Source organism: Haloarcula sp. Atlit-47R, assembly GCF_003665985.1.
Lineage (GTDB): Archaea > Halobacteriota > Halobacteria > Halobacteriales > Haloarculaceae > Haloarcula > Haloarcula taiwanensis.
This window is the reverse complement of record NZ_QPLQ01000002.1, coordinates 807,253-821,527: the sequence shown is the minus strand read 5'-3', so window position 1 is coordinate 821,527 and position 14,275 is coordinate 807,253. Positions and strand designations below refer to the sequence as shown.

The window sequence follows — 14,275 nt, the reverse complement described above, 5'->3', positions numbered from 1 at the left end:
TGTGACGGCCGCGTGTATAGTCTTTCGTGTTCCAAATATCAATCAAAAAACTCGATAGACGGGCCGTAGCTGTCGAAACGCTCGCTTACACTTCGGCGTCGGGGTCGTGGCGCTCGGCCATCCGCTGGGCCTCCGTGGCGTAGCGCTCCTGTGTCTCCTCGTCGGTGACGGGTTCGAGTCGGTCGGGTTCGACGTCGATGGCCGCCGTGATCCGCTTGCGCCTGAGCAGGTTCGGCGAGAGCTGCTTGGTCAGGTGGCGGTCGCCGTCCGGGGGCGCGTAGATGAGCGTCACCATGCGCTCGTCGCCGTAACTGGAGCGTTCGACCAGCCAGCACTGGACCGTCTCCTCGTCGTCGGTCATTGCCGTATCGTTTGCGTGCCGGCGGTTTATATCTTACAACCCCCTCTCACATCGCAATCTCGAACTGCCGTCAGCGGGTCACGTTCAGTCCCTGCTCGATGCCCGCGGTGTACGTCTCGTCGATGTCGATTGCGGTCCCGGCGTTGCGAACCGTGTTCGTCGCGACCACACCCGCGTCGCCAGACCGGAGTCGGATGCCGGCCGCCGAGGCGTCGCTGACTGTGTTGCCCGTGATGGTGAAACTGTACGGGCGCTTCGCAGTTCGTGCGTCGGTGTTGTCCGCATCCGCTGGAACCGTGCGAGCAAGGATGCCGACCGGACAGTTGTCGACCTGATTGCCCGTGATGGTGATATCCGACGACCGGGCTTCGGGGGTCCCGGCTACCTCGTCACGGAGATGCGTCTCCTTGTACTCTATCTCGATGCCCGCCTCGCCGCCGGGGTCGGGTGCGAACTCGGTCAGGTCTCGACAGACATTCCCGACGATGGTTCCGTGCTGGGCCGGCGAACACGCGATAAGGCTGTGGCCGCCGTCGACGGCGACGTTCCCGATGACGGCGAAGTTCGCCACATTGTACGGGGCGATGTTGTTGAATTTCACGCCAACGACGCGGTTACCGGCGACGACAACGTCGCTTGACTGCCGGAGGTCCCGGGCGCTGCCGGTCGGTGCGGCCCGGCTGGTGATACCGTACCAGTTCGGATCGACAACCTCGTTGTGTTCAACCGTCACACCAGTACACCGCGTGAACGACAGGGCCATCTGGAAACCGCTCACCGTCCGGTTGCGAGCGATATAGACGCCGTCGCACTGATCGGCCTGAATCGCCTGATTATTCAGTTGCGTCCCGTCGGCGTCGAACTCGATGTCGGTGATGGCAGTGTTATCACCGCGCACGCGGATGAGGTCGTGGCCGGCCGGTAGCGGGTTCGACTGGGATTCAGACGGCGCGGGGTCCTCAGCTGTGCCCGTCTGCGAGACAACGAAACGGGTTCCCTGCTGTCCGATCAATGCGGTGTTGTCGCCCATCGTTGCCGGGCCGCCAAAGCGGAAGCTGTCGGCGCTAGCCATAACGGCCCCGCCGCTGTCAGGCACGTTGTCGAAGGCGTACTGGAACGCTTCATCGGCAGTACCGTCAGTCGAGAACGCGACACCGCCGCTGCCGTCAAGCACCAGATACTCTGTCCCATTGCCGTTCCCGTTCGACTGGCCTGCTCCGGTCGTGACGAGATAGGCCGCTCCTACTCCCGCCAGCCCAGCGCCCGCCTGTGCCTGTCCGGTTCCGCTGAACAGTCCGATACCGGCTGCAGCACCGATACTCGACAGCACGGACCGACGTGTCGCCTGCCAGCCCGACTGCTGTGACCCAGTCCCAGCGCCGTTTGTGTCAACTGTCATGCACTTACAGCTGCCCGGCCGCTCGCAATAACCGCTTATAATAGCGGTCTGAATCATACGTACCGGTCAATACCTGAACTGTCCGGCACAGCTACCGCTGATTGGTGAGCTATTTGTTGTCGACGTAGCGTCCAGACGACAGAACAAGACGCCAGGCCGCACCCGCACCGCCGCTGACAGCAGATTTATGCCGACAGCGCCGGGACGATACGATAATCCGACGTGGGCTCCGACGACTCGCCGTTCGACGACGTATCGGCAGACCGGGACTACCTCCGTGTCCTCCTCACTGCTGTGTGTGTCGTCGCTGTGGTGCTGGCGACGGCGACGCTCCCGGTTCTGGCACCCGGTGGGACACAGAGCCCGCTGGAGTCTCTTATTCCGCTTCCCCAGGAGAATCCGTTCGGTGAGGCTGGCGGGACCGCAGCCGGCGGCAGCGGCGGCCAGCTCGGCGCGCTGAACCCGGGGAGCCAGACCAGTGTTGGCGGCTCGCTTGGCGGCGGCGACAGTCCGTACCAGTCACAGAACACGGACCCGCATTTCACCGTCACGAGTTCGGAACCGGCGTACTGGCGGACTGGCGCGTACGAGACCTACACCGGGACGGGCTGGGACGGGCGTGCGGACCCGCAGGCCTATCAGGGACCGATGGCGGTCGACGGGATGGCCGACTCGACGGTCGATTACGAGGTGCGACTGGCCAAGTCCGCCACGTCGCTGCCGACCGTCTGGCGGCCGAAATCAGTGTCTCGGGACGACGTGATGGTCACCGAGTACGGCGCGGTCACGTCCGAGCGACCGCTTCCTGCCGGAACGACATACAGCGCGACCAGCGTAACGGCTCCCGACGACCCAGCGGTACTTCGTACGAGCGGCCGGGATTACCCCGACAGCGTCGAATCGCGCTACACGGGCGTCCCGGCGTCGACCTCGGCACAGGTGGGGCCGTTTACTGACCGACTGACCGAGGACAGCGATTCGCCCTACGAGACGGCAGCGACCATCGAGCAGTGGCTGGAGGCGAACAAGAACTACTCGCTAAACGTCAGTCAGCCGCCCGAGGACGACGTGGCCTCGGAGTTCATCTTCCAGATGGACGAGGGGTACTGCGAGTACTTCGCCACGTCGATGGTGGTGATGCTGCGGAGTCAGGATATCCCGGCGCGCTACGTCGTCGGCTACTCCACTGGCGAGCGGACCGGCCAGAACCAGTACACCGTTCGCGGAATGAACGCCCACGCGTGGGTCGAGGTGTACTTCGAGGGCGTCGGCTGGGTGAAGTTTGACCCGACGCCGGGGCAGGAGCGTCTGGAATCCGAACAGCAGGCGATGCAAAACAGTAGTCAGGCCTACAGCGCATCGGAGTCCGGAAGTCCCGACGAGGAGTTCGCCGTCGGAACACCGACGGGCGAGACGCAAACCGAAGCCCCGACTGGCGATGAACAGGCGGCAGAGAGCGATGGAGTCGAGGGCACTGAGACGGGTGCAAACGGGGCCCGTGACGGCGACGAAACCGGCGACTCGGGCGACGGACAGACTGTCTCGCAGTCCGGCGAGTTCGTCATCGAACTCAATCGGACGGCGACGCCGGGCGCGGCGGTGGCCGCGACGGTGACACGCGACGGCGCCCCGGTCGAGGGCGCGATGGTCGCGTTCAACGGTGACCCGGTCGGAACGACAGGTCCGGACGGCACTGTTTCCGGGACCGTCCCTTACGAAGCCGAGCTGACGATTTCCGTTGAGGCACCCAGCAACGAGGAATCACTTGTCGCTCCCTCGGTCCCGCGTGACAGTGCTCGCGCCTTCGCCGTGGCCGGCCCGCAGGCCCAGCAGTCGACAAACGCGAGCTACGAACTGAACACGACCGCGTCGGTGAGTATCACCGGCGAACAGGTCACCGGCGGCGAGGTGACCGTCACTGCGACCGTCGACGGCGTGCCGGTGCGGGACGGGGATGTCCTGCTCAGTGGCGAGCAGGTGGCAACGACGGACCGGCAGGGGCGGGCAACGGTCACGCTCCCGACTGAACCCGGCAACGTCTCCGTTGCCGTCGAGCGCGACGCCGTCAGCGGTAACACAACTGTCGTGCTTGAGCGGCTCTCCGTAGCAACGTCGCCGTCGCTCCCGTTGGCCGTGCCCGTCGCTGGCCAGACGGTGAACGCGACGATGGGCGGGGACCCGGTCCCGAACGCCACAGTTGCCCTCGGCGGGGAGCCGACAGCACGCACCGGTGCGGCCGGTCGGGCAACCGTCGGGATGCCGGTCGCGGCAAGCGCCGAAATTTCCGTCTCGAAGTACGGACAGACGGCCACGACGACCGTTGGTGGTCTGTTCGTCAACGCCGCGGGCGTCGTCGGCGCTCTCGGTGTCCTCGTTGCCGGAACGGTCGTCGGCGCTCGGCGGCGGAACGTCACGCCGGGGACGCTCTGGGACTGGGTACGGGCCGTACGCGAACTTGCTGTCGGGGCGCTTGTCGGCGTTGCGGTAGTGGCCGATGACTTACTGGGCCGTTTCCGAACACGACTCGAACTCACTGTCACGGCGCTCCGTGACCTGCTCGCCGGCCACCGGTCGCCGGCGACACTGCTCGACGCGTTGCGAGCGTGGATTTCTGAACGACTCTCAGCAGCCGAAGACGCAGCCAGCGATGCGGTGGCGGTTGTCTCCACGACTGCATCCAACGAGGGCGACGGAACGCCTGCGGCTCGCGTCACCATCCGCGAAGCGTGGACGCGCTTCCTGACCCACGTTTCCCTTCGGCGGTACTGGACACGGACACCCGGTGAAATCGCGACCCACGCAATCGAACGCGACGGTCTCCCGCCGGCTGCGGTTCGGACGGTCCGGGATGCGTTCCGGGCGGTCGAGTACGGCCAGCGGGACCCACAGGAACACGTCGCGGCCGTCGAGGACGCAATCCGGACCATAGAGACGGCTGCCGGACAGCAGTCCAGTACGACCGACGACACTGACGACGCAACGGAGGGGCAGGCCTGATGCGCCTCCGAACGGTCGTCTTCGGGACTGTGGGGCTGCTGGCGACCGCTGTCGCAGCCTCCCTTCTGTTTGCGCCGACGGCCGCCGGCGAGTCGCTGGTCGCCGTGGTCGGGAGTGTCGCCCCGACGACCGCCCTTCTCACTGGAAGTCTAACTGTGGGCCTCTGTGCGGTCCTCGCCGGCTGGCTCGGCGGGCTTCTCGGCGGTAGCTCGCCGACTACCTTCGACGTGGCCCTCGACAGTCCACCGGAAGACGTGACAGCGACGGAGAGCCGGCTGTTCGCCGCTGACATAGACGCGGCTATCGACGACGCTGTCGCTGGCGACGACGCGGCGATGGACACGGTTACCGAGCGACTTACCGCGGCAGCAACGACGGCCTATGCCATTGGAGCCGGCGTCTCGCAGGCGTCCGCCCATCAGGCAGTCCGTGCGGGGACGTGGACCGACGACGCCGTCGCGGCGGCGCTGCTCGCTCCCGACGAACCGCAGTCGCTGCTGGCCCGGCTCCGCCTGTGGCTCGACCCGGAGAGCGAGCGCCGCCGCCGCATCCGCCGGACCGTCGACGCTATCGAGCAGGTGTCTGGAGGTGAGCGCTGACGATGCACCGCCGCGTGCGGCGCTGGAGTGGCGGCCTCGCAGCCGCGCTGTTTCTCGTTAGCGTCTCGCTTCTGACCGCCGAGCCGCTGTTGCTCGCGGCGACCGCAATCCCGCTCATCTACGTCGCGTACGGCGCGCTCTCGCGGCTCCCGGCGGGAACTGACCTGCAAGCGACACGGTCCGTCTCCGACGCCCAGCCGACGCCGGGCGAACCGGTTACGGTCGAGCTCACACTCGCGAACACTGGCGGCAGTTCGCTGACCGACGTGCGGGTCATCGACGGCGTGCCCGAGGAACTGGCCGTCGTCGAGGGGTCCCCGCGGCTCTGTACCTCGCTGCGGCCCGACGAGAGCGTGACGCTGTCGTACGCCGTGATGGCAAAGCGGGGGACCTACACGTTCGACGCCGCCGCGGTGCGGGTGCGGACGCTGTCTGCCAGCGACGAGGTGACTGTCGACCTGACAGTGGCCGGCGACGGGACGCTGACCTGCTCGAACACCGTTTCCGAAGTACCGATGGCCGACGCCACGCTCCCGCGGGCGGGCACACTCCCGACAGACACCGGCGGGAGCGGCCTGGAGTTCCACTCGACGCGGAGCTACCAGCCCGGCGACCCGGTCAACCGCATCGACTGGCGGCGCTACGCAAAGACCGACGAGCTGACCACCGTCGACTACCGCGAGGAACAGGCCGTCAGGACGGTGCTGGTCGTGGACGCGCGGCCGCCGGCCCGGGTGACGCCGGAGCCGGGGTACCCGACCGGAGCCGAACTATCGGCGTACGCGGCCGAGCGTCTGTTCGACGCGCTCTCCCGGACTAGCGTCGTCGCAAGCGTCTGTGCCGTCGGACTGGCCGAAGAAGATGTCCCCGGCGGGCTCGGGCCGGACGGGCTGGCGTGGGTCGACGCCTCGGGCGGTCACGCGGCTGCCCACGCGAGACAGATATTCGACAGCGTGGGCCGCGCCGCGGCCCGGCAGTCGGACGGCGAGACGGCCGATGACGCCGACGCGTCCGAGGACGGGCGACCACAGCAGTCCCGGGGCGAAGCGGCGAAGGTGACGACGGCTGACGGTGGCACCATCGAGGACCCGGCCCTGCTCGCCGTGCTCGCCCGACTCCCGCCGACCGCGCAGGTGGTCGTGTTCTCACCGGCCGCCGACGACTGGCCCGTCTCGCTGGTGTCGTCGCTCGCGGTCCGTGAGTACCCGACGACGCTCGTCAGTCCGTCGCTGGCCCGCGGCGACTCGCTTGGCGCGGCTGTCGCGAGTACCGAACGCGCCGCCCGCCTCCAGCGAGCCGAACTGTCCCGCGCGACCGTTATCGACTGGGACCTCGACAGCCCAATCGACGTGGCGCTTCGCGCCTCGCTTGCGGACCTGTTCAGCGTGTAACAATGGACACTCACACCACACTTCCGACCCGAATGCCCTGGACAAGCCTCGCCATCGTCGTCGGCGTGACGGCGTTACTGGTGGCGGCACTGCTGGAAACCGTGTCAGCCCATCGGGCTGCACTCGTCGGTGTGGCCACCGGCGTGTTGCTGGCGCTGTCCCTGTGGCTGAACGGGTGGGACCGCTGGCAGGCAGTCGGCACCGTTCTGGCTAGCCTTCTCGCCCTGCCGGTCGCCGTCGGGCTTTCCGTTGCCACTGGCGGCACAGTTGTCTCACTCGGTGCCGAACTGTTCCCTGCCCCCTCGCAGGCTGGCGTCCGACCGGCAGTCGTCACGCTCCTGTCGCAGGTGTTCGTCGTCCTCGGTTGTCTGACCGCTGTCTTCGGCGCGACCGCGGCTACCCGCGGTGTCGTCGACACTGAGCGGGTGGAGACCTACGGTGGCGTCGTCGTTCGGACGACCGCCGTACCGTTCGCTGTTGGGCTTGTGCTGTTTGCGCGTGGTGCCGTCGACTTCCTGCAGTCCAACGCCGGGACGCCGGGTATCCAGCAACTGACCGGCGAACTGCTCACACGGGTGCTGGACCCGATTTTCGACCCGGTCCCCGGGCGGACCCATATCACCATCTTCAGCCTGTTGCTCGCCCTCGCCGCCGCGGCACTGGCCCGCGGACTCGACGCCTTGCCGTTTTCCGAACTCGTCCCGGAAACGAGCGATGCGCCCGATGTCGACAGGGCCGTCGCCGCCGTCGAACGAACGCTCCGGTGGACGGGCCGACTCGCCCTGCTGGTCGCGCCGGTCGCCGGCCTGTTCGAACTGGGTCTCGGTCAGGAGTCATTAGCCGGACTGCTCCCGGTCGGGCTGTACGAACTCATCGTCGCAATCACAGCCGCACCGGGCCTTCGCGGCCTCCTCTGGTGGCTGTTCCTTATCGGGACGGTCGCCACAGTGGCTGTCTGGTTCCTCCGGCGGACGGTCCAGAGTTCGGCCGACCGCGTGGGGACCGTCCTCGCACCGTACGTCGGCGGCGGCGTCATCGCGCTGGCCGCGGTTGCGGTCGCGGGGCCGGCAGTCGATGCTCTCGAGACGGCGCTCCGGACGACGCCGGCCGCGCCGGCTGTCGAACAGTTCCTCGTTCCGATACTGGACGTGTACGGTCCGGAGACGGTCACGCTGGCGCTGGCCGTGGTGGCGCTGTTTTTGGCCATCGGCGTGACCGGACAGCTGTGGCTGGCGCTGGCGACGAATTACCTGCGTGCGCGGACGGCCGGCGTCACGCTCGCCGCGGCCGGTCTGTTCGGTGCAAGCGCGTTCGCCGCGACGCTTTCGACGCCGACGTGGCTGGTGCTCGGAGGTCTGGTCGGTGCCGTCGTCGTCTGGGACGCCGGGGCATTCGGGACGACGCTGAGACACGAGGCCGGTACCGGGGCCGCGACGCGCCGCACCGAACTCGTTCACACCGGCGGAACTGTCGGGGTAGGCGGCGTCGGTGCGGCGGCGACGCTGGGTCTCTCCGCCGTCGCCCGTGGTTCGATAGCTGTCGAGCCGTCGGTCGCCGTAGCCGGCCTCGTCGTCTGTCTCGTCGCCGTGTTGGCGCTGGTGGCTGCGATACGGTAGGCCCGCACCGAACAATCCATTGTGGTGTGGTGACAAGCCAGCAGTATGACTGACTGGTCTCCGCTGGGCCGAGCCAGAGCCAACGCGACGGAACTCGCCTCGCTGGGGGTCACCGGCTTCTGGCTCGTTGCTCTTTTTACCGGGCAGGAGTGGTGGCTCGCGGCGCTGCTCGTCGGATATGTCGTGGTCGTCCCGCTGACCGAACTGCTGTACGGTGAGCCGGACGAGGCGGAGGAAGATATCGAGGGAGCGGACCCAGCGCCGTCAAGCGATGCCAGTGACGAGTCACCGCTGGAGCGACTGCGCCGCCGGTACGCCGAGGGGGAACTGACCGACGAGCAGTTCGAGCGGAAACTGGGGCGGCTGCTGGAGACGGAGACACTGGAGGGCGTCGAGGACGCGACTCGGGACGAGTCGGAACGGGAGTTCGAGCGGAACTGAGGGGGTGTAGCGTCGCCGGTCGGTGTCGTTCTCACTCCGAGCGGGTGCCGGGCATCGATTTCTCCCGGTGAAAGCTATGGATTCCACCGCCAATCCTGCTGAGTCAGTGGGCGGCCATCGACGACAGGACGTTGAGGCAGTAGACGCCGGCGACGATGAGTGCGATCCCGACGACACCAACCGGGTCGACCGGTTCGTCGAACACGACGGTTCCGATGGCCGCGACACCGACGATACCCAATGCGGCCCACGTCCCGTAGACGACGCCGATGGGGAGTTCCTCTAAGGTCAGCGAGACGAGGTAGAACGCCGCGCCGTAGCCAAGGACGACGCCGAGGCTGGGAACGGGATTCGAGAACCCCTCCGAGAGCTTGAGCGCGGTCGTTCCGAGTAGCTCCGAGGCGATTGCGGCCCCGAGCAACACGTACGGATTCATACTGAGAACGCCGGCTGGCGGGGGAATGAACGTACTGAAACGCCCCGCCACTTTCGGTGTGTTTCGGCCGCTCGGCGGCTCTGGCGGCGCTGGCGGTGGCAGGGAACCCACACGGGGGCGCTCCTCGCGCCGACCGCACCCGCGTCGAGGCCGGTCCTGTGAATCTTTGTACCGGCCGCTCGACCACCCGACGATGACCGAACTGGCCGAACTCGGGCTCTCGAACTACGAGGAGACGGCGTATCGGACGCTGCTGGTGACCGGTGCGGTGTCCGCGAGCGATCTCTCCGACGCGAGCGGCGTCCCTCGGGGACGGATCTACGACGTCCTCAACGGCCTCGAAGCCCGCGGGATAGTCCAGACCCAGCCGACCGACCCGACGCGGTACACCCCCGTCGACCCGGAGACGGTCGTCGACAGGCTACTCGCGGAGCGGACCCGCGAACTGGCGTCGGAGCTCGATCGGTACCGGTCCGTCGCCGCGTCCGTCAGGGCGGACCTCCTGCCCACACCGCCCGTCGACAGCAGTTTCTGGCTCGGATCGCTCGGAAGCGAGGAGATGCGGGCGGCGATGAGACGGCACGTCAGGACCGCCCGAGAGCACGTCCGGGCGACCGTCGGTCCGCCGTACGAGCGCGCGTCGTGGGAGACGTTCCAGACTGAGGTTGACGCGTTTCTCGACGGCGTGGACAACGGTGTACGGGTCGATCTGCTCTGTAGCGAGGCGGTACTCGACGTGCTTCCCGAGTCGTTCCCCGACCTGCTCGCCGACCGCAACGCGGCGGTCCGGGCGGTGCCGACGGTCGGGGTCTCCTTCGACGTGATCGACGCCGCGGCGGTGACGGTCGACGTTCCGGACCCGCTCTCGCCCGCCGACAGGCTCGGCGTGGTCGGGATCACCGATTCGGAGGTCGCGGCGGCGTTCGAGGCCCGCTTCGAGCGACTGTGGGCCGAGGCGGAGCCGCTGCTGGGGCGGTAATCCGGAACCGACCGGCGGTGCCCGGTCTCAGCGGCCGGGGCTGACTGCGGGCACCTCGACGCGGTCAAGCACGTCCTCGACGACGGTCGCCGGGTCGACCCCGCGAACGCCCGCGTCGGCGGTCAGGACGAGTCGGTGGGCGAACGCCTCCTCGACGACGCTCTTGACGTCGTCGGGGACAGCGTAGTCGCGGCCGTCGAGGACCGCGGCGGCGCGAGTAGCCTCGAACAGCCGCTGGATGCCACGTGGGGAGACGCCGACCTCGACGCGGTCGTCCTCGCGGGTGGCCCGGCCGAGCTCGACGACGTAGTCCCGGAGCGTGCCGTCGACGGTGACCGATTCGACTGTCCGCTGGAGCGCCGGCAGGCGCTCGCCGTCGATGACGCTGGTGACGCTCGGAGCCTGTGCTGTCCGGTCTGCCCGCCGGTCGATGAGTTCGCGTTCGCCGCCGAAGTCGGGGTAGCCCATCGACGTTTTGACGATGAAGCGGTCCCGCTGGGCCTCGGGCAGGCCGAAGGTCCCTTCTTGTTCGACGGGGTTCTGCGTGGCGATGACGAAGAACGGGTCGGGGAGGTCGTGGGTCACGCCGTCGACGGTCACCTGCTTCTCGCCCATCGCTTCGAGCAGCGCGGCCTGCGTCTTGGGCGGCGCGCGGTTGATCTCGTCGGCCAGCACGACGTTGGCGAAGACGGGGCCGGGCTGGAAGTCGAACTCGCCGGTGGCCTCGTTGAACACGTTCGAGCCGGTGATGTCGGACGGCAGCAGGTCCGGCGTGAACTGCACCCGCTTGAAAGAGAGGTCCAGCGCCGTCGCGAACGACTGGGCGGTGAGCGTCTTCCCCGTGCCTGGCACGTCTTCCAGCAGGACGTGCCCCCGAGCGAGAATCCCGGTCATGACGGTTTCGAGGAAGCGGTCGTCGGCGATGACGGCACTGCCGACGGCGTCGAGAATCTGTCGGCTGGTTCGTCCGGCAGTGTCGTGGTCCATACCGGCGTGTAGATAGCCACCGACAAATACCCTCTCCCTCGGTTCCACTGGCCGGCGGGCCGATACCGTGCTATCCTATCACAATAAGAGAGTATTGCCGTAACTATGAGTTATAGATAGCTAGAGATATATGCATACTGCACATGACCGACGACTACGGATTCGGGACGCGCTGTGTCCATGCCGGCCAGGAGGAGCCGGACCCGGCGACGGGGGCACGCGCGCCGCCAATCTATCAGACCTCGTCGTACGTCTTCGAGGACGCCGACACCGCGGCCGACCGGTACGCGCTGGATGACGACGGCAACGTCTACTCGCGGTTCGACAACCCCACTGTCAGGATGCTCGAAAGCCGCATCGCTTCCCTCGAAAACGCCGTCGACGCCGTCGCGACGGGGTCAGGGATGGCCGCGCTCGACGCCGGGACGTTCGTCCTCGCGGCCAACGGCGACAACATCGTGACGGCCTCCTCCATCTACGGCGGCACGCACTCGTACTTCTCGAAGGCCGCCAGTCGGCGGGGCATCGAGACGCGGTTCGTCGACACGCTCGACCCGGACGCCTACGCCGAGGCCATCGACGAGGACACGGCCTACGTCCACTTCGAGACCATCGGCAATCCCTCGCTCGTGGTCCCGCCGATGGAGGAAATATCCGAGGTGGCGCACGACCGCGGCGTGCCCGTCTTCGTCGACAACACGTTCGGGACGCCAGCGCTCTGTAACCCGCTCGACCACGGCGTCGACCTCCTCTGGGAGTCGACGACGAAGTGGATCCACGGCTCCGGGACGACCGTCGGCGGCGTCCTCGTCGACGGCGGTTCGTTCCCCTGGGACGAGTACTCCGAGAAGTTCCCGGAACTGGGCGGCGAGAACGAGGCCTTCGGCAAGAACTTCTCCGAGGCCTTCGGTGACCGCGCGTTCTCCGTCGCTGCCCGCCAGCGCGCCCTCCGCTCGCTGGGCGACGGCCAGAAGCCCTTCGACGCGTGGGCGACGCTCCAGGGTGCTGAGACGCTCTCCCTGCGGATGGAACGCCACTGCGAGAACGCGATGACCGTCGCACAGCACCTTCAGGACCACCCCGAGGTCGCCTGGGTCACCTATCCCGGGCTGGAGAGCCACGAGACCCACGACCTGGCACAGCAGTACCTCTCCGGCGGGTTCGGCGGCATCGTCACCTTCGGGCTGGAGGACGGCTACGACGCCGGCCGACGGTTCTGCGAGGAGACGGACCTCGCCCAGTTCCTCGCCAACATCGGCGACGCGAAGACGCTGGTCATCCACCCGGCCTCGACCACCCACGCCCAGCTCAGCGAGGCGGAACAGCGCGCCAGCGGCGTCACGCCGGACCTCCTCCGGTTCAGCGTCGGCATCGAGGACTCAGCGGACATCATCGCAGACATCGACGAGGCAATCGAACGAGTCACATGAACGTCGAACACAACACTGTCTCGCTGGGCGAGTTCGAGTTCGACTGCGGGGAAACGATTCCTGATCTGGAAATCACATACGAGGCCTACGGGGAGTTCGACGGCGACAACGCGGTGCTGGTCTGTCACGCCCTGACCGGCAGCGCCCACGTCGCCGGTCGGGACCGCGTCGACAGCGCCGACCAGGCCCGCGCCTGGTGGGACGACATCGTCGGGCCGGGCAAGGCCATCGACACCACGGAGTACTACGTCGTCTGTGCGAACGTCCCGGGCTCGTGCTACGGCTCGACGGGCCCGAAAAGCGAGAACCCGGAGACGGGCGAGCCCTACGGCACGGACTTCCCGCCGGTCACTGTCACGGACTGGACCGAGGCCCAGCGCGCCCTGCTCGACGAACTCGGCATTCCGCACCTCCACGCCGTCGTCGGCGGTAGCGTCGGCGGCATGAACGTCATCGAGTGGGCCAAACGCCACCCGGACCACGTCGACCGCATCGTTCCCATCGCCGCGGCCGCGCGACTGGACACGCAGTGCCTCTCGCTCGACGCCATCGCCCGCCGGGCCATCACGACCGACCCGAACTGGAACCAGGGCCACTACTACGGCGAGGACGACGAGCCACCAAGCGACGGGCTGGCGTTAGCCCGCCAACTGGGCCATGTGATGTACCTCTCGAAGGCGTCGATGGAGCGCCGCTTCGGCCGCCGCGCCGCCGGCCGGGACGCCGTCCGCACGTTCCCCACCGACGCTGCGGGCGCGTTCTTCCCGTACCGTGACGTGGAGTCGTACCTCGATTACAACGCCGAGAAGTTCACCGAGCGCTTCGACGCCAACAGCTACCTCTACCTGACGCGGGCGATGGACAACTACGACCTCGCCGCCGGGTTCGAGTCCGACGCGGACGCGCTGGCGGCCTTCGACGGCGACGCGCTGGTGATGTCTTTCACCGCCGACTGGCACTTCACCACTCAGCAGGCCGAGGCGCTGGCTGATTCGCTCCGGGAAGCCGGCGCGAACGTCGCCCACCATGTCATCGACTCCGACCACGGCCACGACGCCTTCCTCGTCGAACCGGACAACGTCGGGCCGCCGCTCGCGGACTTCCTCGCTGCTGGTGTCGACGGCAACGCCGTCACCGACTCGGTGGTCGAGGACAGTCAGGAGAGCGATTTCGCACCCGTCCACAACAGCCTGTTCTCGCGGTAGCGACGCTGGCGTGCCGTCTGTCAGCCCGCGGGCTTGCTGACCCCACGATTCGGCTCGTCGATCATGCAATTCCTGATTCGCGGTAGCATTTAACACATCTCGGACCGACTAGCTCTATGTATGGCTGACATGACCACGAACATCGAAAGCGAGGAGTATTCGTTCGGACAGACGGTGTACGACGGGGACGGTAACGAACTCGGGACTATCCGCGGATTCGACGAACACGGGTTCTACGTCACAGTCGAAGACGGCATCGAGGCGATGTCGAGCGAGCACTTGCGCGCCGGGGCCGCGGGCGAGGCCGAACTGATGTGGCGCTGCTGGGAGTGTGGCGAAATGGGCCAGATAGCGGACATCCCCGACGAATGCCCGTCCTGCAACGCGCCAAAAGAGGACATCTACTACTGGCAGGAGGATTGACGGACCGGTGG

General features: G+C 67.4%; 13 protein-coding genes. 9 read left to right on the top strand and 4 right to left on the bottom strand.

What is annotated here, in order from left to right; all coding sequences use genetic code 11:
• Positions 1-85 precede the first annotated feature (85 nt).
• Together DVK00_RS11930 and DVK00_RS11925 are read right to left on the bottom strand one after the other, a co-directional pair.
• Positions 86-361 carry a hypothetical protein gene (locus DVK00_RS11930; RefSeq protein ID WP_101349074.1) on the bottom strand — a complete coding sequence of 92 codons (276 nt, stop codon included), beginning with the start codon at positions 359-361 and terminating at the stop codon, positions 86-88.
• 70 nt (positions 362-431) lie between these two features.
• Entirely contained in the window at positions 432-1,760 is a 1,329-nt protein-coding gene (locus DVK00_RS11925) for a right-handed parallel beta-helix repeat-containing protein (protein WP_233560788.1), read from the bottom strand.
• A 222-nt stretch (positions 1,761-1,982) separates the two neighbouring features.
• Here DVK00_RS11925 and DVK00_RS11920 point away from each other — a divergent pair, with 222 nt between their 5' ends.
• Genes DVK00_RS11920 through DVK00_RS11900 form a run of 5 tightly spaced genes read left to right on the top strand, consistent with a single transcriptional unit; the run spans position 1,983 to position 8,804 of the window.
• Entirely contained in the window at positions 1,983-4,757 is a 2,775-nt protein-coding gene (locus tag DVK00_RS11920; RefSeq protein WP_121577756.1) for a transglutaminaseTgpA domain-containing protein, read from the top strand.
• Positions 4,757-5,356: a hypothetical protein gene (locus tag DVK00_RS11915; protein WP_121513922.1), complete on the top strand. Its 600-nt coding sequence runs from the start codon at positions 4,757-4,759 to the stop codon at positions 5,354-5,356. The genes DVK00_RS11920 and DVK00_RS11915 overlap by 1 nt, the downstream gene beginning before the upstream one ends.
• 2 nt (positions 5,357-5,358) lie before the next feature.
• A complete protein-coding gene (locus tag DVK00_RS11910; RefSeq protein WP_101349077.1) occupies positions 5,359-6,747 on the top strand; it encodes a DUF58 domain-containing protein in 1,389 nt (462 codons plus the stop codon).
• A gap of 2 nt (positions 6,748-6,749) precedes the next feature.
• The gene (locus DVK00_RS11905) at positions 6,750-8,363 is read left to right on the top strand and encodes a hypothetical protein (protein WP_101349078.1); all 1,614 of its coding nucleotides are present in this window, start codon (positions 6,750-6,752) and stop codon (positions 8,361-8,363) included.
• A gap of 45 nt (positions 8,364-8,408) precedes the next feature.
• Positions 8,409-8,804 (top strand): SHOCT domain-containing protein, encoded by a 396-nt coding sequence (locus DVK00_RS11900; protein ID WP_121577755.1) that lies wholly within the window; start codon positions 8,409-8,411, stop codon positions 8,802-8,804.
• A 103-nt stretch (positions 8,805-8,907) separates the two neighbouring features.
• On the opposite strand, the gene DVK00_RS11895 is transcribed toward DVK00_RS11900, so the two are convergent.
• Complete coding sequence (locus DVK00_RS11895; RefSeq protein WP_058993047.1) at positions 8,908-9,240, bottom strand: multidrug efflux SMR transporter; 333 nt, start codon at positions 9,238-9,240, stop codon at positions 8,908-8,910.
• A gap of 193 nt (positions 9,241-9,433) precedes the next feature.
• Here DVK00_RS11895 and DVK00_RS11890 point away from each other — a divergent pair, with 193 nt between their 5' ends.
• Entirely contained in the window at positions 9,434-10,219 is a 786-nt protein-coding gene (locus tag DVK00_RS11890) for a TrmB family transcriptional regulator (protein ID WP_232794512.1), read from the top strand.
• 27 nt (positions 10,220-10,246) lie between these two features.
• Here DVK00_RS11890 and DVK00_RS11885 read toward each other — a convergent pair whose 3' ends face one another.
• Entirely contained in the window at positions 10,247-11,206 is a 960-nt protein-coding gene (locus DVK00_RS11885; protein ID WP_101349080.1) for a MoxR family ATPase, read from the bottom strand.
• 143 nt (positions 11,207-11,349) lie between these two features.
• Here DVK00_RS11885 and DVK00_RS11880 point away from each other — a divergent pair, with 143 nt between their 5' ends.
• From DVK00_RS11880 to DVK00_RS11870, 3 genes are all read left to right on the top strand, one after another.
• Positions 11,350-12,636, top strand: a complete 1,287-nt coding sequence (locus DVK00_RS11880; RefSeq protein ID WP_121536237.1) for an O-acetylhomoserine aminocarboxypropyltransferase/cysteine synthase family protein — start codon at positions 11,350-11,352, stop codon at positions 12,634-12,636.
• Positions 12,633-13,841, top strand: coding sequence for a homoserine O-acetyltransferase (gene metX, locus DVK00_RS11875; protein WP_121577754.1), 1,209 nt, complete (start codon positions 12,633-12,635; stop codon positions 13,839-13,841). Before DVK00_RS11880 ends, metX begins: the two co-directional genes overlap by 4 nt.
• 120 nt (positions 13,842-13,961) lie before the next feature.
• Positions 13,962-14,264 (top strand): hypothetical protein, encoded by a 303-nt coding sequence (locus DVK00_RS11870; protein ID WP_101349083.1) that lies wholly within the window; start codon positions 13,962-13,964, stop codon positions 14,262-14,264.
• Positions 14,265-14,275: the final 11 nt, after the last annotated feature.

What these genes read in the sequence shown, in the direction of transcription:
- DVK00_RS11930 (WP_101349074.1), bottom strand. Translation starts at nt 361, where the DNA reads ATGACCGACGACGAGGAGACGGTCCAGTGCTGGCTGGTCGAACGCTCC.
- DVK00_RS11925 (WP_233560788.1), bottom strand. Translation starts at nt 1,760, where the DNA reads ATGACAGTTGACACAAACGGCGCTGGGACTGGGTCACAGCAGTCGGGC.
- DVK00_RS11915 (WP_121513922.1), top strand. Translation starts at nt 4,757, where the DNA reads ATGCGCCTCCGAACGGTCGTCTTCGGGACTGTGGGGCTGCTGGCGACC.
- DVK00_RS11910 (WP_101349077.1), top strand. Translation starts at nt 5,359, where the DNA reads ATGCACCGCCGCGTGCGGCGCTGGAGTGGCGGCCTCGCAGCCGCGCTG.
- DVK00_RS11905 (WP_101349078.1), top strand. Translation starts at nt 6,750, where the DNA reads ATGGACACTCACACCACACTTCCGACCCGAATGCCCTGGACAAGCCTC.
- DVK00_RS11900 (WP_121577755.1), top strand. Translation starts at nt 8,409, where the DNA reads ATGACTGACTGGTCTCCGCTGGGCCGAGCCAGAGCCAACGCGACGGAA.
- DVK00_RS11895 (WP_058993047.1), bottom strand. Translation starts at nt 9,240, where the DNA reads ATGAATCCGTACGTGTTGCTCGGGGCCGCAATCGCCTCGGAGCTACTC.
- DVK00_RS11890 (WP_232794512.1), top strand. Translation starts at nt 9,434, where the DNA reads ATGACCGAACTGGCCGAACTCGGGCTCTCGAACTACGAGGAGACGGCG.
- DVK00_RS11885 (WP_101349080.1), bottom strand. Translation starts at nt 11,206, where the DNA reads ATGGACCACGACACTGCCGGACGAACCAGCCGACAGATTCTCGACGCC.
- DVK00_RS11880 (WP_121536237.1), top strand. Translation starts at nt 11,350, where the DNA reads ATGACCGACGACTACGGATTCGGGACGCGCTGTGTCCATGCCGGCCAG.
- metX (WP_121577754.1), top strand. Translation starts at nt 12,633, where the DNA reads ATGAACGTCGAACACAACACTGTCTCGCTGGGCGAGTTCGAGTTCGAC.
- DVK00_RS11870 (WP_101349083.1), top strand. Translation starts at nt 13,962, where the DNA reads ATGGCTGACATGACCACGAACATCGAAAGCGAGGAGTATTCGTTCGGA.